Raw genomic sequence first — 20,182 nt, forward strand, 5'->3', positions numbered from 1 at the left:
GGGCGCGACGGAGTGGCTAGGGGGTGTCCGCCCCCTGGGGCTCCCCCGCTCCCTCGACGTTCGCGATCACCGTGCGCAGCACCTTGAGCGCGGCCACGTACTCCTCGTCGTCGATGCCCCGGTGGACCTCGGCGCGCAGTGCGGTGACCAGGCCGCGCAGCCGGGACCCGGCCGCCTCCCCGGCATCGGTGAGGTGCAGCTCCCCTCCGGTGCCGGTCCGCAGCCAGCCCCGGTGGAGCAGTTGGTCGACGGTGCGGGAGCTCTCGTGCGGTCCGCCCGCCAGAGGGGCCAGTTGGGCGGTCACCTCCTCACGGCTCGGCGCCGCGGGCCCGCCGTTCACCCGGTTGAGCACCCAGTACTGGGGCTGGGTGACGTCGACCCGGGCCATGGCGTCGCGCAGGTGCCGGGTCACGGCCTCGTGCGCGCGGCCGCTCCAGTAATCGATGGATTGCCGGGCGAGCACGTCCTCCGTGGCGGCCGGATCGGCCGGTGCCTGGTCGGTGGTGCTGTCGCTCGTCGGCTTCATGATCACGAAGCTGTCCTCCCGTTCACGGAACGGCACCCGCTTCACGGCAACGTGCGGGTGAGCCGGGCCACTTCGCCGCTCTCCTCGGTGGATACGCGGGCCCGCTCGAACCCGAGCTTCTCCAGGACGCGGAGCGACGGCCCGTTCCACGTGCCGGCGGTCGACCGGAGCCGCTTGCGTCCGGTCGCCGCGGCGGCGTCGAGGACCGCGGCCGGGGGTGGCGAGAGCCCGTGGTCACGCTCCCGTCGTGGAGCCGGGGCGGACGATCATCAGGACGGTGACGGTGGCCCACAGCAGGTTGAAGACGCCGGTGTGCACGGCCAGTCGGCTCGGGTTCGAGGGGGTCGGCGGCGTGGTGGGACCCGCCGTTCCGGTCAGCGCGTCGTCCTGGGCGGGCAGGACGAGCAGGGCCAGGACGCCGGCGGCGACCGCGGTCAGCAGGATCGAGGCGATCAGCCAGGCGTCGCCGAGGACGCCGAGGCTGCCGGCCGTGAAGAAGCCGGTGAGGGGGACGGCGACGCCGACGCCGGCGTAGACCCGGCAGATGCGGTGCAGGGTCCGCAGGGTCGTCCGGGCGTCGGCGTCGGCGGGGTCGCCGAGGGCGCGGCGCAGCGTCGCGGGGAACATGCTCGCGGCGACGGTGACCGGGCCGACGGCGACGAGGGCGGCCAGGACGTGCAGGGACAGCAGGAACTTGGTCACGCCCGGTCCTCCGGGGCGGTCCGGCGCGCGCCGGTGACCTGCGAGGCCGGGAGGCGGCCTGCCTTGGAGGTGCCCCGGAGGGCGTCGCCGTCGACCGTCACGTCGAACGCCAGGTTCAGCCGCAGGGGCTTGGTGACGGCCTGCTTCCAGGTGAGCCGGTCGCCGTCGAGGGCGATGTCGACGAGCGGTACCCGCTCGCCGGCTCCGTGGGCGACCCCGGTCAGGACGGCGTCCCGCTCGCGGAGTTCGAGCACGGCCTTCATCCTGCCGAGGGGGGTGGAGAGGGACAGGTCCCAGGTGCCTTCGACGGTCATGCGGTGTTCTTCCTGACTGTGCGGGCAGGCTGTGCGGTGCGGTCTGCTGTGGCGCGATGCGATGCGGTGCGGTGCGGGGGGGGGGAGGCTCAGAGGGCGGCGGGGACCTGGCCCCGGGCGCGCCAGACGGTGCCGCGCCGTTCGTGGGCGAACAGCTCCTCGACGGCGTGGGCGACGCGGGGGCCCAGTTCGCGTTCGAGCAGGTACAGGCCCAGGTCGAGCCCGGAGGTGACGCCGGCGCCGGTGATCAGGTCGCCGTCGTCGACGACACGGGCGCGGACCGCGTGGGCGCCGGTGGCGTCCAGCAGGTCGAGACCCAGGTGGTGGGTGGTGGCGTGGCGTCCCTCCAGCAGGCCCGCCATGGCCAGGACGAGGGAGCCGCCGCAGACGGCGGCGACCGTGACGTCCGGGTCGTCCATCGCCCGCGCGAGGAGCGCGGGGAGTTCGGTGGTCAGCGTGCGGCCGAGCAGCACCGGGACGAACGCGTCCCGCTTCCACTCGCCGGCGCCCGCCTCTTCCTCGGGAAGCTCGCCGGGCTCGCCCACGCGGCCGGAGGCACCGGGCACGAGGATCGTGTCCGCCCGCTCAGGATCGAGGAGGCCGGTGGCGCGCAGCACCAGTCCCCCAGTGCCGCTGATCACCTCGCGGGGGCCCTCGGCGGAGACCAGCTCGACGGTCAGCGCGCCGCCCGATGCCGTGCCGCCGGCGTGGAGCACCTCGTAGGGGGCGACGACGTCGAGCGGGTCGAAACCGTCGAACAGGACGATCTGGATGTGCACGGGCGTTCCTCGGGGTCGGTCTCATTGCGTCGCGTCGAAGTCAACCGTCCGCCGGCCCGGTCGCCCAGTGGCAGGAGTGACAGGTTCCAACGGGAAAGTGACAGCGGCTCACGGAGGTCTCGAAACCGCGCTGACATGGTGGTTTCGGGAGGTCACCCTGAGATCGCCGTACGGCGAGGAGGTAGGTTCCGGCCATGCACACCGTCGCCGTTCTCGCGCTGGACCGGGTGATCCCGTTCGACCTGTCCACCCCGATCGAGGTCTTCTCGCGGACCCGCCTGCCCGACGGGCGGCCCGGCTACCGGGTCCGGGTCTGCGCCGAGCGCGAGGAGGTCGACGCCGGGGCCTTCGCCCTGCGCGCCCCCTGGGGCCTGGAGGGCCTCCGGGGCGCGGACACGGTCGTCGTGCCGGGCGTCGCCGACCCCACGGTCCCGCTCTCCCCCGCCGTGCGCGACGCGCTGCGGTCGGCCGCCGCCGAGGGCACCCGGATCGCCTCCATCTGCGTGGGGACCTTCCCCCTGGCCGCCACCGGCCTCCTCGACGGGCTGCGGGTCACGACCCACTGGCAGGCGGCCGGGCTCCTGGCCGCCCTCCACCCGGAGGTCGACGTCGACCCGGACGTCCTCTACGTCGACAACGGCCGGTTCCTCACCTCGGCCGGCGCGGCCGCGGGCCTGGACCTGTGCCTGCACATGATCCGCCGGGACTACGGATCGGCGGTCGCCGCCGACGCCGCCCGCCTGTCGGTGATGCCCCTCGAACGCGAGGGCGGGCAGGCGCAGTTCATCGTCCACGACCACACCCCCACGCCCCGGGGCTCCGAACTGGAGGCGCTGCTCGCCTGGCTGCGGGAGAACCTGGCCCGCGACCTCACGCTGGCCGACATCGCCGCGCGGTCCGGCACCAGCACCCGGACCCTGATCCGCCGGTTCCGCGACCAGACCGGCACCACTCCGCTCCAGTGGCTCCACCGGGCCCGCATCCGCCGGGCACAGCACCTCCTGGAGACCACGGAGCACTCGGTGGAGCGCATCGGCGCCCAGGTCGGCTTCGGTTCGCCCACCACGTTCCGGGACCGCTTCAAACGCACCACCGGCGTCAGCCCGCAGACCTACCGGCGCGCTTTCGGCTGAGCGGACCCGCCGGCCCGGCGCCTCGGACGTCGCACGTCCGAGCTCGTCGCACGGGGGATGATGGGGACGAGAAGACGGATCACGAGGACAGGAGCCTCCATGACGAAGCGGGTTCACCGGCCCCGCGAGGACGCGGAGTTCGACTTCGTCCTCGGGATGAGCGGAGTCCCGGTCCTCGCGTACTTCATCGGGACGTGGCCCAAGGCGATCGAGGCCTGCCGGGCGATGGACCTCGTCGTGGGCGGCGTCGCCGACGAGTACGCGGGCCGTCTGACGGTCGTCCGCGCCGACATCGCGCGTTGTCCGGCCGCGACCGAGCGGTACGAGGTCACCGGGGCGCCGTCCTGCGTCCTCGTCGAGGAGGGGGAGGCGGTCGCGCACGGCGCCGGGCCCATGACCACCGCCGAACTGCGGAGGCTCCTGGACGACCGCCTCTGAGACCCCCGCGTCCGCCCGCGGTGCGGCGACGGCGGCAGGGGTTCCGTCGCCGCGGGGTGGCCGGTTTCACCGGATGCTCGAAGCCTTGCTTCGCCTTGGCGGATGTCCGGAGGAGCGGCGCACTCGGTCCCTTCGGCATGGCAGTGTGCCCGGGGCCCGTGATCCGGCAGGGCCGTTCCTCCGCGTTCGGATCCGGGTCCCGGAAGGCCGTCGGCCGCCCCGGGGCCGGTGGGCGGGCCGGCAGTCGGTCCCCTCCGCGCGGTTCAGTCGCTGTGGCAGAGGTGGTGCGCGAGCGCCCGTTCGTCCTCGTCGCTGAGTGAGGTCTTGAGGACGGTTCCCCCATAGGGCTGCATCGCGGCGGCGAACTTGTCCTCCGCGACCTCCGATGCCATGAGCACGACAGCGGATCCGCCGGGAGCGAGGAAGTCCTTGACCTGGCTGCGGAACCGAGCGTCGACGCCGCTCTTGTTGAGCCTGCCGACCAACCCGCCCATCGTCCCGCCCAGGAGCAGACCCAGGCCGGGAACGAGGAACAGCAGTCCGAGTACGGACCCCCACAGCGCGCCCGACGCGACGGAGAGGCCGACGGGGCTGGAAGCCGTGTCGACGTGAACCTCGCCCTTCTCGTCGACGTGCACGGCGGCGAGGCCCACGAGATCGACGACGAGGTCGCCCCTCAGGTCTCGAACCTGCTGGTAGGCCTGGACAGCTCGGGCCGGTTCGTCGTAACCGATGACGATCAGTTCGGACAAGTGATGCCTCCTTCGGTTCTGGATGCGTGCCGGTGGCGGCGACGCCGGGGCGCGGGTACGGACCGACGGTCGGGTCGGTGGGTGAGGTGGGAGGCCGCGGCGCCTCCGCCCTCGCTTCGGACGCGGGAGAGGCACCGGAGGACCAGGGAGCCATGGAGACGCGGTCGGGTCGGGGCGCTCCCGGGCTTCCCCGCTCCACCGCCACCGCACCGTCGGTCCGTTCGGACGCGGATCTGCAGCACGACAGTAGCGACGCTGTCGCGGATGAGGACGTGCGACACGGTCGGCGGGCGCACCCGGGTTCGGCACTTGCTCCGACGACCCGCTCGTACGCCCCCCGACCGGGGGGCTCCTGCGGGACGGAATCCCCGGTGCCCTCGCGCACACCGCATCCGGTCTCCGGGCGCGGACCGAAGTGGCTGTCGTGAGTCGGAGTCAAAAACGGTGCGAGAGCGGTTTCCGATGCTTTCACGTCTACGCGTCACCGTTCGGAATGGTGTTGCCGCACTCGGAGCGAGTGTGCTCGTCGGTCTGGTTCCGGGCGTGACGACCGCGTCGGCGGCGATCGGCCGGGCGGGCGCCCCGTCGGCGGCGTGGATCTGGAGCGCTACACGGGCACCTGGTACCAGATCGCCGCCGTTCCCCGGTTGTTCGAGGTCCAGTGCGCCAAGAACACCAAGGCCGTCTAGCGGCCACCGGACGGGGCGCCGTCCCGGTCGTCAACAGCTGCACGACGTGGCTGGGCACCACGAGCAGCATTCGCGGTGAGGCCAAGCCCCTGGACGGGACCGGAGCGCGCCTGAACGTGTCGCTCCTGCCGAATCTCATCGATAGGGAAGGCCATCTGCACGGTTCCGACACCGACTACGTCGTCGCGGGAGTCGGGACGGAGTACGACTGGGCGGTCGTGACGAACGACAGCCGGGACGCCGGTTTCATCCTGTCGCGGACACCCCGTCTCGACGGTGTCCAGAGTGCTGCGGTCCTCGCGGCCGTGAGTGGGGCGGGACTGGACACCCGAGATTTCCGCGCGACCCGTCAGGACGACGGCGACGTCCCGCCTACATGAGTCGACACCGGTGTCGCCGGTGACCGGCGGAGTGCCCTGGCCGCCTCGGGCCGGCCGCGGCCCTCCTGGTTCGCCGTCCGAGGCCGGTGACCACCGCCCCCGGGGCACGGTCATGCGTCGCGTGCCCGTGGTCGGCGGCCCCGCACCGCAGGCCGACGCGTCCTCACCGGCCGGGAAGCCTCTTCCTCGTTCCGCCACCGCTTCCGCTGCCGGAGGATCCGAGCGGACCTGGACGGGCCGAAGGCGTGGTCACGACCTTTTCCACGCATGCCTCGCGTCGCCTGGCGATCGATTCCCGAGCCGCCTCGCGAGGATGGCGCCGTTTCCAACAGGGATTGTCGTGGGGCAGCCTGCCGGATACCCGCCCGTACATCCCGAATATGAGGACCAGCAGCCCGATCAAGAAACTGAACATCACGTTGGTCATGCCGAAGTCGAGGAAGTTGGCTGGCTTCTCCAACGTGAAGGGGTGATAGAACCCGCTCAGCACGAACAGGCTCCCGACGGTCATGTTGAGCGTGGAGGCGAAGTTTCCTCCCACGACGGCTCCGGTGATCAGCGCGATGCCCACGACGTCGGAGATGACGCTGAGCGCGGTGTTGCTCGTCATGCCCGCGATCCGCTCTCCGGACGTGTCGAAGGAATCGAGGGCGCTCGCGAATCCGAGGCAACCGAAGACGATCAGGATGACGCCACAGGTTGCGGCGCCGACGCGGTGCACTGTGGCGAGGCGGTGGTCGACAGGTAGTTCTTCCCTGAGTTTCACGGCAGGTCTCCCACGTCTTCGCGAGAAGGGGTGGGCAGGTCGATGAGGTCGTGCCCTCCGCCTTTCGGGTGTTCCCGACGCGCGGGGGCTTCACCGGAACTCCTCCGCCGGTCCTGTCAGCTTCTTCCGGTTCACGACGGGATGCGGATGCGGGAGGGCAGGACCGCGGTTCCGCCCTCGTCCGACCGGCCCTCTCCGCCCGTCACGTCCGCGTACTGTCCGGCCATCGCCCGGGCCATGGCAGCCGCCGAGTACGTGGTGCGGATGAGGCGCCGGGCACGAGAGGCCATCACGGCGGCTTCCTCGTCACCGATCCGCAGGAGGCGTTCCAGTCCGCGGCCGAGGCTCCGCGAAGTGGAGGTGTCGATCAGCAGCCCGTTCTCCCCGTCCTCGAGGTAGTGCGGGACGCCGCCCCTCACGGGGCCCGCCGTGACCAGACCGGCTTCCATGGCCTCCAGGACGGCGAGGCCGAATTCCTCCTTCGCGCTGGAGCAGACGTAGCGGGCACGGAGAGGCCGTGTCGGAAGGGCGAGGGCCCGTTCGAGAAGCCGCACTTCCGGGTTGGGGAGGGCGGGCAGCAGGAGCAGGCGTCGACGGGCCTCCGGGCAGGAGGCGACCGCCTCCTCGATCCGTTCGTGCATCGAGCGCTCCACCGCGTCCCCCCTCCGCGGGCTGCCGCCGACGATCACGAGGATCGAGTCGCGGTAGCACCCGGACTCCACCCAGGCACGGACCAGTACGTCCTGCTGCTTGATCGGATGGAGGCGACCCACGTTCAGCAGCACCGTGGGCACGCGGTCCGCGCAGGCGCTCGCCACCGCGTCGACCGCGCCGAGGAGCAGCTCGCGGCGCCGCTCCTCGTCGGGCGGCGGCTGGTAGGGGGCGACGCCTTCCGGTAGGGCGATGGGCGTCGTGCCGCCGACCTGTTCGGCGAGCTGGGGGAAGTGCCGCAGCAGCTCGTCCGTCCCGCCGGCGCGTCCGGCGATCCCCACGACCCGGTCGGCCCGCTCGACCAGGCGGTCCGCGAGGAACACCCGGTGCAGGTCATGACGCACGTGGCCGGGGTCCGCGTCGGGGGCGCCGTGCCGTTCGCCCATCTGACGGTGAGGGTCGGGCGTGGCCGTGAAGACGAGGGCCGCGCCGACCCTGCGGGCGGATTCCGCCAGGGCGAGGGAGCCGTCGTCGGCGTAGCGGACGTGCAGGACGTCGACCGGGCGCGGCAGTGCCCCCAGCAGTCGGGTCGCCCACCAGGCGAGCGCTTCCCGGTGCGGCCCCATCTCCTCGGGGCGTACGGGGCGGTCGCTGTCGAGGGGAAGCCTGAGGATCCAGTGACCGGAACTCCGGCGGCGCAGCAGGGTCGGGTCCTCCTCCAGCTCCGGGCGGCAGGCCGTGACCATCGTGACGACGGCGGCGATGCCGTCGGTGCGGGCGAGGGCGTCGCCGAGCGAGCCGAGCAGAACGCCCAGCCCCCCGCTGAGCCCTTCCCCGGGGCGGTCGAAGCGGCCCATGAGCATGGACTGGGCGACGAACAGGCCCGGCCGGCCCCCTGCGGTCCCGGTCCCCGTGAGGGGTAGCTGCTCCAAAGCGTCCAGCAGGAGCCGCTCGTAGGCGTCGGCGGGGTCATGTCCAACGGTCGCGAGGGACGGGCGGTGGCCGTACGTCGCGAGGAGGCGCCGGGCGGCGTGCGCGACGCGTCGCCCGTGCCCGCTCGCGAACCGCAACAGCTCCAGCGGCGGCAGGGGACGCAGGTCCGCCGCGGCCGCCGCGTCGAGCAGGAAGGCCACCGCGTTCGGATCCCGCGTCACGTGGAGCCCGGAACGCACGGCGGCGGTGGTCCACGCTGCTCCGTAACGGCGTACGGTGGCCGACCAGCTCTCGAACAGCACGGCCCGCACGGATTCGCTTCCGGTGAGCAACCGCACGCACTCGTCCGGATCCGGCACCTCTCCCGTCCGGATCCGGTGCCTCAGACCGGCCAGGACCAGGTCCCCCGACGTCGTCACCCCGAAGCGGGCCCGCGCCCGGTGGTCGGGGCGGTACTCAGCTCCGACCAGTTCTTCCAGCAGGCTGCGGGGGTACGAACCGAATCCGTGCGAGTCGCACGGATTCCCTCCGCCGAGCAGACGGTTCCAGTAGGTCGTCCTGGCCTCGACGAACGGGTCGTGCTCCTTCCGCGCTCCCCCCGGAGCGCGGCTGCCGTCGCGCACGGCGGCTACGGACGGAGGTTGTTCCATGGGAGGGCTCCTCGGCTAAGGCTGTCTGCCTGCGGTGTTTCACCAACGGAGCGGCGCTCGGATGCACGGTGCGCCGTGACCGGCCCGCGACCGGGGGAATCCGTGCGGAACCGGAAGCCCGGCGCGGTCGCCGGCCGATGATCTCCGTGGCGTGCATCCGCTGTGTTCGCGGAGGACGAAAACACGGCATGATCTCGCCACCTCGCACCCGCGCGGCAGGACGACCACCACGTGTGGTGGTCGTGAGTCCCCCGTTCCATTCGCACGCCCAGCCCCTGTCGGTACTCGCGAGGGCCCTGGCCGAGGCGGGTGCCCGGGTGCACTTCGCCAGCGCACCCTCCTTCGCCCCGATGGCCGAGGAGGCCGGCGTCGGCTTCGTCCCGCTGACGGTGACCCGGAACGCGAACACCGGGGTCGCGCGGAGCACGCGGCAGGACGCGCGGGAGGCGGCGCGTCTGGAGGAGTTCCTGGACTCGACCCGGCAGGGAGCGGTCGCCGCTCTCCTCGCACAGGCGCGTCATCGCGGCGAGGATCTGCTGTCGGACCCGGAAAGGGTGCTGGCCGAGCTCAGGGCCCTGCACGAACGGCTGGCTCCCGACTGGTACGTGGTCGACCAGCTGAGCTATCCGGTCACGCTGGCTCTGCACTGCCTGGAGCTGCCCTTCGCCACGTTCTGCCCCGGGCACCCGACGTACGTGCCCCACCGGTCCGACGCGTTCTTCGGGGTCCCTTATGCCTGGCCCCGCGCGATTCGTCCCGCGGCGGGGGCGCTGGCGGAGCTGCGGCAGGCGGCTCGGGCCAACGACGTGGCGTTCACCGAACGGTTCGCTGAGGTCTCGCGGACGCACGCCCCCGCGGCCGGTCCGCCGGGACGGGCCTTCGCCCTCGCGTCCCGCCGCGCCGTGGTGTTCAACTATCCGCGGTTCCCGTGGCTTCCGGAGCACGCCCCGACCGGGGCCGAACTCCTGTACGGGGGCCATTGCGTCCCCCCTGCGGAGCCGGATCCCGGCGCGGAGTGGGAGGCGGTCGTCCGCCGGCTGAGGTCGGCGGCCCGCCGGTTGGTGCTGATCGCCCTGGGGACCTTCCTGTCGGCCCGGAGCGACGTGCTGAAGCTCCTGGTGCGAGGCGTCCTCTCCCACGTCCCGGACGCGGCGGTGGTGGTCGCCGCCGGCGACGGCGCTCCGGCTCTCGCCCGTCTGTCAGGTCCGAGGGTGCACGTGGCCCGAGTGGTGCCCCAACGGTGGTTGCTGCGCCGTGCCGACGTCATGGTGCACCACGGCGGGAACAACTCCTTCACCGAGTGCGTGGCGTCGGGAACCCCCGCTCTGGTCCTTCCCTTCTCCAGCGATCAGTTCTCGATCGCGCACGACGCCGAGCGGGCGGGGTTGGCCACGTGCCTCGATCCGTCCCGGCTGGATCCCGGAGAGGCGGGCAGAGCCGTGGACGGTCTGTGCTCCCGCCCTCCCGAGGGCATGTCGCGGTGGACGAGGGAACTGCGACGCCTGGGGCCGGACTGGATCGCCGATCGGCTCCTGCACGCCATGGAGGCGACGGGGCGGCACCGCTGATCGGAGCGGACCGGAAGCCGAAGGCCCCGGCGGCGGAGAGGAGGACCGTGGAGGCGGTCCTGCGGAACCGGGGAATGGCCGGAACGGAGCGGTCCACGCACCCGAAGGGCGTCCGGACCGCCGGAGGACCCTCCACCCCGCTCCTCCCGGTTCCACGGAACCCGCACCCGTACGGTGCGGCGTGGTCCCGGTGTCCGTCGCCGTCGTGCATCCGCATGGCGCGCCGTCCCCGAAAACCCGGTGTCCACGCGCGGAGCGGAAGGGGTCGACGGTGAAACGAGCAGGAAGGTACGTGTCCGCCGAGCCCCCCTCCGCGGGGCCGCCCCGGGCCGTGGACCGTGCCCTGTTCCGTCAGTCCTGGCACGACCTGGTCTTTCTGCACTGGCCGGTCCCGCCGGACCGAGTGGCACACCTGTTCCCCCCGGGAACGCGCCCGGACGAACTCGACGGACGCACCTACGTGGGGCTTGTCTTCTTCGAGATGCGCGACCTGGGCCTGGGCACGGGACCCGCCTTCCCCGTCGTCGGCGGGTTCACCGAGGTGAACGTCCGGCTCTACAGCGTCGACGACCAGGGCCGCAGGGGCGTGGTGTTCCTCAGCCTGGACTGCTCGATGCTCCTTCCCACGCTGGCCGCCCGGGGCGGATGGGGACTCCCGTACCACTGGGCCGAAGCCCGCCGTCTCACCTTCGGCGACAGGCTCCTCTACACCGTGCGCCGTCGAGGGCCGGAAGGACCCCGGTCACGCGTCTGGGCGGCCACGGGCCGGCGGATCCGCGTAGAAGACGCTCTGAGCACCTTCCTGACCGCCCGCTGGGGCCTGCACGCCCGTGCCCGGGGCCGTACCTACTACTGGCCGGTCGAACACGAGCCGTGGGGGTTCCGGCAGGTTTCCCTCCTGTCCCTGGACGACTCTCTGGTCGGTTCGGCGATCGGCACGCGTGTGACCGAGGCCGATCTCGCGAGCGTGTTGTACTCGCCCGGCCTGCGCGTCAGGTTCGGTGTGCCCCGACGGGTGGACGCTCCACCCGGACGGCGCGGTGACGAAGGGCGACGCCCGGGGCGGGGGTGACGGGTGCGCGGGGAGCGAGCCGGACGCCGACCCGGGACGCGGCCGACGACGCCACCGCCGCCGCGGCATCCCCGGCGGCGCGGAGCCCACCGGCGGTCCAGCCGTGCGTCAAGCCGGTCCACCGGGAGCACGCCGCCCCGGTCGCGAGCTCCTCGACGGGCCGCCCCACGGCTGGACCGCCGGTGGGCTCCGCGCCGGGGCAGCCGGTCCCCGTATCCGTCCGGTTGCCGTCCGTCCGGGCTGCGGGAGGGGAGGCTACGGGCACCGGACGGGCCGTGTCAGCCGGCGACCACCTTCGCGAGCAGGCCCACCGCAGTGCTTCACACGGCCGCCAGGGGCGCCGCGGGGCGCTCGAGCCGTTCGACGTCGTTCAGGAAGTCCAGTTCGTCGAAAGGGGCACCGGTGTAGAAGCGCTGCCACAGATCGGCCACCTCAGACGGCCTCTCGAGGAGCGAGAGGTGGTCGGTCTCCTTGACCGTGGTGAACCTCGCCCGGGGGAAGAGGCCCGCCACCTGGCGGCTGTGCGAGGGCGGCGTGAGGGTGTCGTACTCGCCGGTGAAGGTCAGACACGGCACGTCGGGCAGCGGTCCGGAGGCGTACACGCCGTGGCGGAGCAGGCGGTCGCTGTGCTCGGCGTCCATGCGCAGTTCGCGCGCGGTGCGGTTCGTGCCCTGCCGGTGGAGCATGCGGGCCATGACGTTGCGCTTGCGCACGGGACCGAGCTCCGCGGGGGCCGTGAACGCCGCCACCATGCCGGAGGCGTAGCCGGCCCGGTCTCCCCGTCGCAGCATCTCCTCCCATTCGGCGACCGCCGCCTTGAAGCCCTCGGGCACCGCCAGTGTCGTGCCCGCCAGGATCATGCTCCTCACGGCCTCCGGGTGGCGTTGTGCGAAGCGCAGGGCGACGTTGCCTCCGTAGCAGGCGCCCATGAGGTGCACGACGGGATGTCCGAGCCCGGTGATCATGTGGTGGACCGCGTCGGCCAGGAAGTCCAGGCCGTAGGCGGCCGGCAGGAAGTCGGCCGACCCGTAGCCCGGCAGGTCCACGGTGATGACCGCGGCCGTCGGCGTCAGCCGCGTCTCGTGCCTCACCCAGGTGTAGCGGTCCTGCGAGGAGCCTCCCAGGATCACCACCGGCACGGCACCCGGCTCGGCCGGCGATCCCACGACCCGCGCGTCGTAGGCGAAGCCCTCGTACGACAACCTGTGTTCCACGACCGTCTCGTTCGCACTCGCCCTGCTGACTTCCGCTGTCACCGCGGGTCCTCCTCGTCGTCCGTGCTTCCGGGCGTGGACGCGTCGGGCTTGACGGCCCCGGCAGAACCGACGTCACCGGTCGCAGTGGCGCTCCGGGCACCACACGGCCGGCTCCGGCCGGTGAGGGCCGCGTCGGTGCCGCCGGCACGGAACGCGAGCGGAGTCCTGTCGTCGCCGCTCCCGCCGACGCGCACGTCGGTCCCGCAGAACGGTTCCCGCGGTGGTGTCGGTGCGACGACGACCCCGAGAGCGTCCACGCTCTGTGAACGACGTCGATCGGATCCTGTCACTGGTGCGACGGGAACGGTTGGGGTCACCGACGGTCCGTGGGGAGGCGGCCGGGCGGAACCGGACGGTGCCGACGTGCGCGCTCCCGCCCGGCGCGGAGCGGGTACGGGAGCGGCTCCGGATCGACGTCGTCGGGTACGGGAGCGGTGCCGGATCGACGTCGTCGGATTCGCGGACGGGTCGTCGGATTCGCGGACGGTTGCGGTGCCGACGGGATTCGAACCCGCGAGAAGGATGGGGGCAGGACCGCCCCTTCCCCGTCACTCGTGGTGGGAGGGGCCTCTCCCGCCACGACTGCAATGGACCGCTCTGCCACGGCACGCAACCTGCGGGACCACGCGCGGCCCCGCTCCGTCCCAGGATAGGGGTCGCGGCCACGTGCGGGGGCCCCGCGCGGGATCTCCCGGTGCCGGGCCGTGCCCCGGGGCGTAAGGGCGGGCCGGGATCCGCGGGCGCTCCGCACCCCCTCCGTGAGGTACGCGTGCTCGGGCGGTGCTTGAGATCGGATTCCGGGGGTACATGGGTCGGGCTTCTGTCGGGCAGGGAAGAGGACTGGGCATCATGGAGCAGATCGTGAACCGCGGGGACCGGCGGACAGGCCGGGACGAGGCCGTTTCGGTGTCCGGGGCGTTCGAGGGCAGTGAGGACATCGGCGCCGCCCGCGACCTCACGTACCGTTTCCTCGCCGATGTCCAGGCCGTCCACGGCCTGCCGGTCTCCGAGTCCGCGATGGACGTCGTGCAGCTCGTGGTCAGCGAGTTGATGACCAACGCGAGCAAGTACGCTCCCGGCCCCAGCCTGCTGACCCTGCGGGTGAAGGACGGCACGATCGAGGTCGGCGTGTGGGACGGCAACCCCACCCCGCCGGCGATCCTCCCGCCCGACCCCACTCGGATCGGCCAGCACGGGCTGGAGATCGTCATGAAGGTCACGCGGAGCTTCGCGGTGTGCCGCGAGCCCCTCGGCAAGCGGATCACCGCCGTCGTCGGCCTGGTCGACGACCACCGGTGACCCCCGTTCACGAGCCCCCGCCGCCCGGCGGAAGGGGAGGCGCCGGGTCCGCTCCCGGCGGCACGGCGGTCCGTCCGCCGGGAGCGCCCGTCAGCCGCCGAGGCCGAGCCTCGGCCCGCCCCGGTCCCGCAGTCGTCTGAGGAAGGCGAGCACACCGGCCGAACCGCCGGCCCAGGTGGCGTTCGACCGGACCAGGCCGGTGTCCGGGAACACGGGCCGGGACCAGGTGCCGCCGCTGCGGCTCAGGATGAGCACGGCGACGGTTTCCGCCTCGTCCCAGAACTCCTCCGTCCCGGAGGCCTCCGCGACGTCCACCATCAGGTCGCCCACTCCGGCCAAACCGCAGCACTGGGTGACCAGCGGCATCCGTGGTGCCAGTGCGGCGCAGGCGCGCGCGGCCCGCTGGGCGAGGGCGAGGTACTCGGGTTCCCCGAGGTGGCGGGCGGCCCGGACCAGTACGGTGCCGATGCCCGCCAGGCCGCGGCACCAGGAACCGTAACGGCGTGTCGCTCCGGGTGCGAGGGCTGCCGAGACGATTCCGGGTGTCACGGCGGCCAGGCGGGCGGCGGCCCTTTCGGAGCGGTCGATCACGGTCCGGTCCCCGGTCGCACCGCCGTGTTCGAGCAGGAAGCAGACGATGCCCGCCTCGCCGTGCGCGAGGCCTTCGCGGAGCGCGGCGGCGCCGGTCGCGCCGGAGCCGGTCGGCGTCAGGCGGGCCGCGCCGGTCGCCAGCATCCGGTCGCAGTCGGCGGCGACGGCGAGGTGCCGGTCCGCGACGTCCCGGTGGCCGGACCGGAGCGCGTGCCGGGCGAGCGACAGCCGGCCCAGGCCGATTCCGGCGGCGCCCGCGATCAGGTCCGCTTCGGGGGGCCCGCCGTCCGGTGCGCGGTCCGGCAGGGCGGGGCGACCGGGCCGTACGTCCGTTCCCGCGGCCGTGAGGAAGAGCTCGACGCCGGTGTGCCCTGTGTAGAAGCCCGGCGGCAGGTTCCCGGGCTGTCGTGCCGTCCACCGCGCCAGGTCCGTGACGGCCGGCCGTACGCGAGGGCGGTGCAGGTGGTGGAGGAGTTCGAGGCCGAGTCCCGAACTGCCGGCGTAGACGTCGGTCGGCGTGGGGGTGTTGCGGTGCGCGGCCCGTACGGGATCCACGATTCCGTACGCCTCGTCGACGCAGAACGCGGTCGTGTGCTCGATGACCTCTTCGAGCAGGTCCTCGTCGATCCGGGGCCGTGAGGGCGGGCGGGAGGCGGTGGTCGTGCCGGTGCGCAGTCCGTCGGCGGCGGCGGTCCGCTCGGCCGGGTCGAGGCTCAGCAGGCCGGCGATCGCCGAGCGGGCCCGCCGGTGGACGCGTCCGGGCAGTGCCCGTTCCAGACAGGCCAGGGTCCGGTCCCGGTTGACCCGGCGGTCGGCGTCGACGACCACCGGGTCCATGCCGGTGGCGGCGAAGAACAGGGTCGCGCCGAGGGAGTAGTGGTCGTCGGCGGGCGCGGCCGGTCCGGTCGCGCGCAGGACCGGCTCGCCGTACCCGGGGGTGGCGCCTCCCGGACCGGTGCCGTCCAGCTCGCTGATCCCGAAGTCGACCACGTGGCAGTGGCCGGAGGCGTCGAGCACGACGTTGTCGGGCTTGAGGTCGCGAACGACCACGTTCCGGCGGTGGATCGCGTCCAGGACGCGCAGGAGCCGGGTCGCGAGGCCGGAGAGGGTGCGCGCGGGCCGGACGTCGTCGTCACGGTAGGGCCCCCTCTCCTGGACCTCCCGGCGCAGGTTCCGGTCGCCGCAGTCGCTCGTCACCAGGTACTCGTCCATGTGGTGGCCGAAGTAGTCCAGTGCGCGGGGCACGCCCGGCACGCCGTGGAGAGCGGTGAGGACGGTGCGTTCGTTGCGCAGCCGGTCGCGGGCGTCCGCGCCCGACGGGTCCTCGCCCACGAAGGCCCTCGCCTGTTTGACCACCACCGGCCGCTCCGGGGTCCGGTCGACGGCACGGTAGACGTTGCCCCGCGGTGCGCGCACGATGCCGCCGGTGACCGCGTAGCGGCCGCCGCCGAAGCCGGGCGCGGGTCGTCCGGCCCCGTGTCCGGAGCCGGTCGCGAAGGGGTCCTCGGCCCAGGGCGGGCACCGGTAGCGGCCGACGGCCAGACCGTCGAAGACCCGGCCGTCCGGTCCGGTCATGACCGATTCGAGCCGTCCGCTCCGGCCGGTCCTGTAGTCGCCCGTGAAGGGGCCGTAGCGGTAGTAGACCGGCGCCCGCGGATCGACCCTCCTGTCGCTGAGGACCTGCGGCCCTTCCCGGTCGCGCAGCACGGCGACGAGGGCGCGGGCGACCTCCACCACGGTGCCGGCCAGGGGGTAGACGGTGACCGCCTTCCCGACGGCGCTCCCGCTCGGCACTCCGGAGTTGATGCGGCGGAGCGTCTCCGCGTCCCGGACGAACTTGGCGTGGCAGACGTACCGGTCCAGCACCGGCAGGACGAGTTCCGTCACGGCTCCTAGGTCACCGGGACGCGCGGAGACGTGGAGTTTCCAGCCGTGTTCCATCGCCGGCATGCGCGGATCGTCCAGGTACGACCACGTGTCGTCGGACCGGCCGTCGCGGCCGGCGATGGAACCGGGCACCGCTACGAGTTCAGGTCGCAGGCGAAGCGGGTGGTCGCGGTCACCCAGGGGTCGGCGAGACACGCGGTGTGCTCGCGTTCGCCGCGGTCGTCGTCCTCGAACACGATCGTCTCGTCGTCGATCTCCAGCGGTCCCGCGTCGCGGAGTCCGCCGTCCTGCAAAAGGTCGGGCACGGCTACGGGCATGTGACGCCTCCATGTCTTGTCGTGCGCCGGAGCGGGCCGGCGAGGGGCGCGGGCAGACGAACCCGCTGGGCCAAGGGCGTGCGGCACAAAGCTAGGAAGGACCCGTCGACCTGACAAGGGGTCAGGTCGCCTTTCCGGGAGGGCGCTCGGCAATGGCCGGTATTCACCCACCGCGCGGACAGGAGGGGCCCGTGGACGGTCTCCCGGCCCGGCCCCGCCGGGATGCGGCATAACCCAGACCCCACCATCTACCCGCGCTTGCACTTATAGCGCGCATGCAACTATTGTCGAAGCGTGCAAAGGGATCACTCAATCAATCCTGGAAGGGGGCGAGCCATGCCGCTCGCGCTACTCGCTCTTGCGGTCGGGGCCTTCGGGATCGGCACGACCGAGTTCGTCGTCATGGGGCTGCTGCCCGAGGTCGCCACCGACTTCGGGGTCTCCATCCCCACCGCCGGTCTGCTGGTCACCGGCTACGCGCTCGGTGTCGTCGTCGGCGCGCCGCTGCTGACCGTCCTCGGGGGCAGGGTGAGCCGGAAGCGGATGCTCATGCTCCTGATGGGCCTCTTCGTGCTCGGCAACGTGCTCTCCGCCCTCGCCCCGAGCTTCGGGCTGATGCTGGCCGGCCGCGTCGTCGCCTCGCTCGCCCACGGTTCGTTCTTCGGCATCGGGTCCGTGGTCGCCGCCGGCCTCGTCGCCCCGGACAAGAAGGCCGGCGCGATCGCCACCATGTTCACCGGTCTGACGGTCGCCAACATCGTCGGCGTGCCGCTCGGCACCTTCATCGGGCAGGCGATCGGCTGGCGCACCACCTTCGCGATCGTCGCCGCGCTCGGCGTGGTCGGACTGCTCGGCATCGCCCGGCTCGTGCCCGCCATGCCCCGCCCCGAGGGCACCCACCTGCGCCGGGAGCTGAAGGCGTTCCGCAACCCCCAGGTGCTGCTCGCGATGTCCATGACCGTGCTCGGCTTCGGCGGCGTCTTCGCCGCGATCACCTACATCGCGCCGATGATGACCGAGGTCGCCGGCTACTCCGACGGCGCGGTCACCTGGCTCCTCGTGCTCTTCGGCACCGGCATGTTCCTCGGCAACCTGCTCGGCGGCCGGTACGCCGACCGCGCGCTGATGCCGCTGCTGTACGCCACCCTCGGCGGGCTCGCGATCGTCCTCGCGCTGTTCACCGTGACCGCGCACCACAAGGCCCTCGCCGCGATCAGCATCCTCCTCGTCGGCGCGCTCGGCTTCGCCACGGTGCCGCCGCTGCAGAAGCGCGTCCTCGACCAGGCGCACGGCGCGCCGACCCTGGCCTCCGCCGTCAACATCGGCGCCTTCAACCTCGGCAACGCGCTCGCCGCCTGGCTCGGCGGCGCGGTCATCGCCGCCGGCTTCGGCTACACCTCCCCGAACTGGGTCGGCGCCGTCCTGGCCGCCGCCGCGCTCGGCCTCGCCCTCTGGTCCGCCGCGCTGGAGCGCCGGACCCCCGCGGCCGGGGCCGACGCCCCCGCCGCCGAGGCCGTCGAGACCACCGGCGCCCGCGTCCCCGTACGCCACTGACCGCTCCCCACCCCACACCGCTCCGGAAAGAAAGCCGCACCTCCATGTCCCTCCCCCACGTGCCCTCCGTCGCCCTCAACGACGGCACCGAGATCCCCCAGATCGGCTTCGGCGTCTTCCAGGTCCCCGACGGCGAGACCACGACCGCCGTCGCCCACGCCCTGGACGCCGGATACCGCTCCGTGGACACCGCCGCCGTCTACGGCAACGAGGCCGGCGTCGGCCGGGCGCTCGCCGCCTCCGGCATCGCCCGCGACGAGCTGTACGTCACGACCAAGCTGTGGAACGCCGACCAGGGGTACGACGCCACCCTGCGCGCCTTCGACGACAGCCTCGCCGAGCTCGGCCTCGACCACGTCGACCTGTACCTGATCCACTGGCCCGCCCCGGCCCGCGACCTGTACGTCGACACCTGGCGCGCCATCGGGACGCTGGTCGCGGACGGACGGGTCCGTACCGCCGGCGTCTCCAACTTCACCCCCGCGCACCTGGAGCGGCTGCTCGACAGCAGCGACCTCGTGCCCGCCGTCAACCAGATCGAGCTCCACCCCGGCCTCCAGCAGCGCGAGCTCCGCGCGCTGCACGCCGCCCACGGGATCGCCACCGAGGCGTGGAGCCCGCTCGCCCAGGGCGCCGTCCTCGCCGATCCGGTCATCACCGGCATCGCGGACCGGCACGGGAAGTCCCCCGCGCAGGTGGTGCTGCGCTGGCACCTCCAGCTCGGGAACGTCGTCATCCCGAAGTCCGTCACCCCCGCCCGCATCCGGGAGAACCTCGACGTGCTCGACTTCGCCCTCTCCTCCGAGGAGATGGAGGCCGTGGCGGGCCTCGACCGCGGCCTGCGCACCGGGCCGGACCCCGACACCCTCGACTGAGTCCGCCACGTCCGGGGGAACCGGCGGCGGAGGCCGGTGGTTCTGCCGATGCCGGCCGGACGCCGGAGGCGGAGAGTGGCCGGGCCGGTCCAGGCCCGGCCGCTCTCCGATCCGCTGTCGGAAGGCGGCCGCCGCACGACACGAGAGGACGACTCCGTCGTGAGACGACACCTTGCCGCAGCCACCGCCGCCGCCTCCCTCACCCTGCTCCTCGCTCCCGGCGTCCGCGCCGCCGACACCGGGGGCGCCGCCGCCAATCCGTACGAGCGCGGCCCCGCGCCGACCCGGGCGAGCGTGGAGGCGCTCCGGGGCCCCTACGCCGTCTCGGAGACGAGCGTCTCCTCCCTCGCCGTCACCGGCTTCGGCGGCGGCACCATCTACTACCCGACGTCCACGGCCGACGGCACCTTCGGCGCGGTGGTGATCTCGCCGGGGTTCACCGCGTACCAGTCCTCCGTCGCCTGGCTCGGGCCCCGCCTCGCCTCGCAGGGGTTCGTGGTGTTCACCATCGACACCCTCACCACGCTCGACCAGCCCGACAGCCGGGGCCGGCAGCTCCTCGCCGCGCTCGACCACCTGACCCGGCGCAGTGCCGTGCGGGACCGGATCGACGCCGGCCGCCTCGGGGTGATGGGGCACTCCATGGGCGGCGGAGGGACCCTCGAAGCCGCCAAGGCCCGGCCCTCCCTCAAGGCCGCCGTTCCCCTCACCGGCTGGAACACGGACAAGACCTGGCCCGAGATCAAGACCCCCACCCTGGTCATCGGCGCGGACGGCGACACGGTCGCGCCCGTCGCCACCCACTCGGAGCCCTTCTACGAGAGCCTGCCGGGCTCGCTCGACAAGGCGTACCTGGAGCTGAACGGCGCCACGCACTTCACCCCGAACACCTCGAACACGACGATCGCGAAGTACGGCATCGCGTGGCTCAAGCGCTTCGTCGACGACGACACCCGCTACGAGCAGTTCCTCTGCCCGCTGCCGCGGCCCGACCTCACGATCGAGGAGTACCGGGGGAGCTGCCCGCTCGGCTCCTGACGGCTCCCCGCG

Annotated in this window: 20 protein-coding genes and 1 pseudogene; 10 read left to right on the top strand and 11 right to left on the bottom strand. The window is 73.0% G+C overall.

Features of this window, described 5'->3' with window-relative positions; translation table 11 throughout:
• Nucleotides 1-16: 16 nt before the first annotated feature.
• From ACFYNX_RS00630 to ACFYNX_RS00650, 5 genes and pseudogenes are all read right to left on the bottom strand, one after another.
• The gene (locus ACFYNX_RS00630; protein WP_388656086.1) at nucleotides 17-526 is read right to left on the bottom strand and encodes a MarR family winged helix-turn-helix transcriptional regulator; all 510 of its coding nucleotides are present in this window, start codon (nucleotides 524-526) and stop codon (nucleotides 17-19) included.
• A gap of 41 nt (nucleotides 527-567) precedes the next feature.
• Nucleotides 568-738 (bottom strand): annotated as a pseudogene (locus tag ACFYNX_RS00635) (GNAT family N-acetyltransferase); the annotation flags it as partial.
• Between the two features lie 22 nt (nucleotides 739-760).
• Entirely contained in the window at nucleotides 761-1,228 is a 468-nt protein-coding gene (locus ACFYNX_RS00640; RefSeq protein WP_365545633.1) for a DUF2269 family protein, read from the bottom strand.
• A complete protein-coding gene (locus ACFYNX_RS00645) occupies nucleotides 1,225-1,542 on the bottom strand; it encodes a hypothetical protein (RefSeq protein ID WP_365545630.1) in 318 nt (105 codons plus the stop codon). Before ACFYNX_RS00645 ends, ACFYNX_RS00640 begins: the two co-directional genes overlap by 4 nt.
• 89 nt (nucleotides 1,543-1,631) lie before the next feature.
• Nucleotides 1,632-2,321: a DJ-1/PfpI family protein gene (locus ACFYNX_RS00650; RefSeq protein ID WP_365545627.1), complete on the bottom strand. Its 690-nt coding sequence runs from the start codon at nucleotides 2,319-2,321 to the stop codon at nucleotides 1,632-1,634.
• A 194-nt stretch (nucleotides 2,322-2,515) separates the two neighbouring features.
• Here ACFYNX_RS00650 and ACFYNX_RS00655 point away from each other — a divergent pair, with 194 nt between their 5' ends.
• Both ACFYNX_RS00655 and ACFYNX_RS00660 read left to right on the top strand, forming a co-directional pair.
• Complete coding sequence (locus ACFYNX_RS00655; RefSeq protein WP_365545624.1) at nucleotides 2,516-3,454, top strand: helix-turn-helix domain-containing protein; 939 nt, start codon at nucleotides 2,516-2,518, stop codon at nucleotides 3,452-3,454.
• Nucleotides 3,455-3,553: 99 nt separating this feature from the next.
• Nucleotides 3,554-3,892 carry a thioredoxin family protein gene (locus ACFYNX_RS00660; RefSeq protein ID WP_365545620.1) on the top strand — a complete coding sequence of 113 codons (339 nt, stop codon included), beginning with the start codon at nucleotides 3,554-3,556 and terminating at the stop codon, nucleotides 3,890-3,892.
• A gap of 263 nt (nucleotides 3,893-4,155) precedes the next feature.
• On the opposite strand, the gene ACFYNX_RS00665 is transcribed toward ACFYNX_RS00660, so the two are convergent.
• Nucleotides 4,156-4,644: a DUF1269 domain-containing protein gene (locus ACFYNX_RS00665; protein WP_365545618.1), complete on the bottom strand. Its 489-nt coding sequence runs from the start codon at nucleotides 4,642-4,644 to the stop codon at nucleotides 4,156-4,158.
• 593 nt (nucleotides 4,645-5,237) lie between these two features.
• Between ACFYNX_RS00665 and ACFYNX_RS00670 the strand changes: the two genes are divergently transcribed.
• On the top strand, nucleotides 5,238-5,333 hold the full coding sequence (locus ACFYNX_RS00670) for a lipocalin family protein (protein WP_365545615.1): 96 nt from the start codon (nucleotides 5,238-5,240) through the stop codon (nucleotides 5,331-5,333).
• A complete protein-coding gene (locus tag ACFYNX_RS00675) occupies nucleotides 5,306-5,713 on the top strand; it encodes a lipocalin family protein (RefSeq protein ID WP_388656093.1) in 408 nt (135 codons plus the stop codon). Before ACFYNX_RS00670 ends, ACFYNX_RS00675 begins: the two co-directional genes overlap by 28 nt.
• 163 nt (nucleotides 5,714-5,876) lie before the next feature.
• Here the strand turns inward: ACFYNX_RS00675 and ACFYNX_RS00680 are convergent, their stop codons facing one another.
• Both ACFYNX_RS00680 and ACFYNX_RS00685 read right to left on the bottom strand, forming a co-directional pair.
• Nucleotides 5,877-6,479, bottom strand: coding sequence for a DUF4383 domain-containing protein (locus ACFYNX_RS00680; RefSeq protein WP_388656096.1), 603 nt, complete (start codon nucleotides 6,477-6,479; stop codon nucleotides 5,877-5,879).
• A gap of 131 nt (nucleotides 6,480-6,610) precedes the next feature.
• Complete coding sequence (locus ACFYNX_RS00685) at nucleotides 6,611-8,713, bottom strand: glycosyltransferase family 4 protein (protein ID WP_388656099.1); 2,103 nt, start codon at nucleotides 8,711-8,713, stop codon at nucleotides 6,611-6,613.
• Between the two features lie 317 nt (nucleotides 8,714-9,030).
• Between ACFYNX_RS00685 and ACFYNX_RS00690 the strand changes: the two genes are divergently transcribed.
• Both ACFYNX_RS00690 and ACFYNX_RS00695 read left to right on the top strand, forming a co-directional pair.
• Nucleotides 9,031-10,281, top strand: coding sequence for a glycosyltransferase (locus ACFYNX_RS00690; RefSeq protein WP_388656102.1), 1,251 nt, complete (start codon nucleotides 9,031-9,033; stop codon nucleotides 10,279-10,281).
• 292 nt (nucleotides 10,282-10,573) lie between these two features.
• Nucleotides 10,574-11,353, top strand: a complete 780-nt coding sequence (locus tag ACFYNX_RS00695) for a YqjF family protein (protein WP_388656105.1) — start codon at nucleotides 10,574-10,576, stop codon at nucleotides 11,351-11,353.
• A 320-nt stretch (nucleotides 11,354-11,673) separates the two neighbouring features.
• On the opposite strand, the gene ACFYNX_RS00700 is transcribed toward ACFYNX_RS00695, so the two are convergent.
• Complete coding sequence (locus ACFYNX_RS00700) at nucleotides 11,674-12,567, bottom strand: alpha/beta hydrolase (RefSeq protein ID WP_365545597.1); 894 nt, start codon at nucleotides 12,565-12,567, stop codon at nucleotides 11,674-11,676.
• An 891-nt stretch (nucleotides 12,568-13,458) separates the two neighbouring features.
• Here ACFYNX_RS00700 and ACFYNX_RS00705 point away from each other — a divergent pair.
• Nucleotides 13,459-13,908: an ATP-binding protein gene (locus ACFYNX_RS00705; RefSeq protein WP_365545594.1), complete on the top strand. Its 450-nt coding sequence runs from the start codon at nucleotides 13,459-13,461 to the stop codon at nucleotides 13,906-13,908.
• Between the two features lie 90 nt (nucleotides 13,909-13,998).
• Here ACFYNX_RS00705 and lanL read toward each other — a convergent pair whose 3' ends face one another.
• Nucleotides 13,999-16,518 carry a class IV lanthionine synthetase LanL gene (gene lanL, locus ACFYNX_RS00710; RefSeq protein WP_388656109.1) on the bottom strand — a complete coding sequence of 840 codons (2,520 nt, stop codon included), beginning with the start codon at nucleotides 16,516-16,518 and terminating at the stop codon, nucleotides 13,999-14,001.
• Between the two features lie 2 nt (nucleotides 16,519-16,520).
• Nucleotides 16,521-16,703 (bottom strand): SflA family class IV lanthipeptide, encoded by a 183-nt coding sequence (locus tag ACFYNX_RS00715; protein ID WP_365545589.1) that lies wholly within the window; start codon nucleotides 16,701-16,703, stop codon nucleotides 16,521-16,523.
• A 336-nt stretch (nucleotides 16,704-17,039) separates the two neighbouring features.
• On the opposite strand from ACFYNX_RS00715, the gene ACFYNX_RS00720 reads away from it, so the two are divergent.
• The 3 genes from ACFYNX_RS00720 to ACFYNX_RS00730 are packed head-to-tail and all read left to right on the top strand — an operon-like array spanning nucleotide 17,040 to nucleotide 20,170.
• Nucleotides 17,040-18,257, top strand: coding sequence for an MFS transporter (locus ACFYNX_RS00720; RefSeq protein ID WP_388656113.1), 1,218 nt, complete (start codon nucleotides 17,040-17,042; stop codon nucleotides 18,255-18,257).
• A 44-nt stretch (nucleotides 18,258-18,301) separates the two neighbouring features.
• Nucleotides 18,302-19,132: an aldo/keto reductase gene (locus tag ACFYNX_RS00725; protein WP_388656115.1), complete on the top strand. Its 831-nt coding sequence runs from the start codon at nucleotides 18,302-18,304 to the stop codon at nucleotides 19,130-19,132.
• Between the two features lie 48 nt (nucleotides 19,133-19,180).
• On the top strand, nucleotides 19,181-20,170 hold the full coding sequence (locus ACFYNX_RS00730) for an alpha/beta hydrolase family protein (protein WP_388656118.1): 990 nt from the start codon (nucleotides 19,181-19,183) through the stop codon (nucleotides 20,168-20,170).
• The last annotated feature ends 12 nt before the right edge of the window (nucleotides 20,171-20,182 follow it).

The organism is Streptomyces sp. NPDC007872 (assembly GCF_042868165.1).
Taxonomy (GTDB): Bacteria; Actinomycetota; Actinomycetes; order Streptomycetales; family Streptomycetaceae; genus Streptomyces.

Bases quoted from the DNA above. Each gene is read 5' to 3' on its own strand.
- ACFYNX_RS00630 (WP_388656086.1), bottom strand. From the start codon at position 526: ATGAAGCCGACGAGCGACAGCACCACCGACCAGGCACCGGCCGATCCG.
- ACFYNX_RS00645 (WP_365545630.1), bottom strand. From the start codon at position 1,542: ATGACCGTCGAAGGCACCTGGGACCTGTCCCTCTCCACCCCCCTCGGC.
- ACFYNX_RS00655 (WP_365545624.1), top strand. From the start codon at position 2,516: ATGCACACCGTCGCCGTTCTCGCGCTGGACCGGGTGATCCCGTTCGAC.
- ACFYNX_RS00660 (WP_365545620.1), top strand. From the start codon at position 3,554: ATGACGAAGCGGGTTCACCGGCCCCGCGAGGACGCGGAGTTCGACTTC.
- ACFYNX_RS00685 (WP_388656099.1), bottom strand. From the start codon at position 8,713: ATGGAACAACCTCCGTCCGTAGCCGCCGTGCGCGACGGCAGCCGCGCT.
- ACFYNX_RS00705 (WP_365545594.1), top strand. From the start codon at position 13,459: ATGGAGCAGATCGTGAACCGCGGGGACCGGCGGACAGGCCGGGACGAG.
- ACFYNX_RS00715 (WP_365545589.1), bottom strand. From the start codon at position 16,703: ATGCCCGTAGCCGTGCCCGACCTTTTGCAGGACGGCGGACTCCGCGAC.
- ACFYNX_RS00720 (WP_388656113.1), top strand. From the start codon at position 17,040: ATGCCGCTCGCGCTACTCGCTCTTGCGGTCGGGGCCTTCGGGATCGGC.
- ACFYNX_RS00725 (WP_388656115.1), top strand. From the start codon at position 18,302: ATGTCCCTCCCCCACGTGCCCTCCGTCGCCCTCAACGACGGCACCGAG.
- ACFYNX_RS00730 (WP_388656118.1), top strand. From the start codon at position 19,181: ATGCCGGCCGGACGCCGGAGGCGGAGAGTGGCCGGGCCGGTCCAGGCC.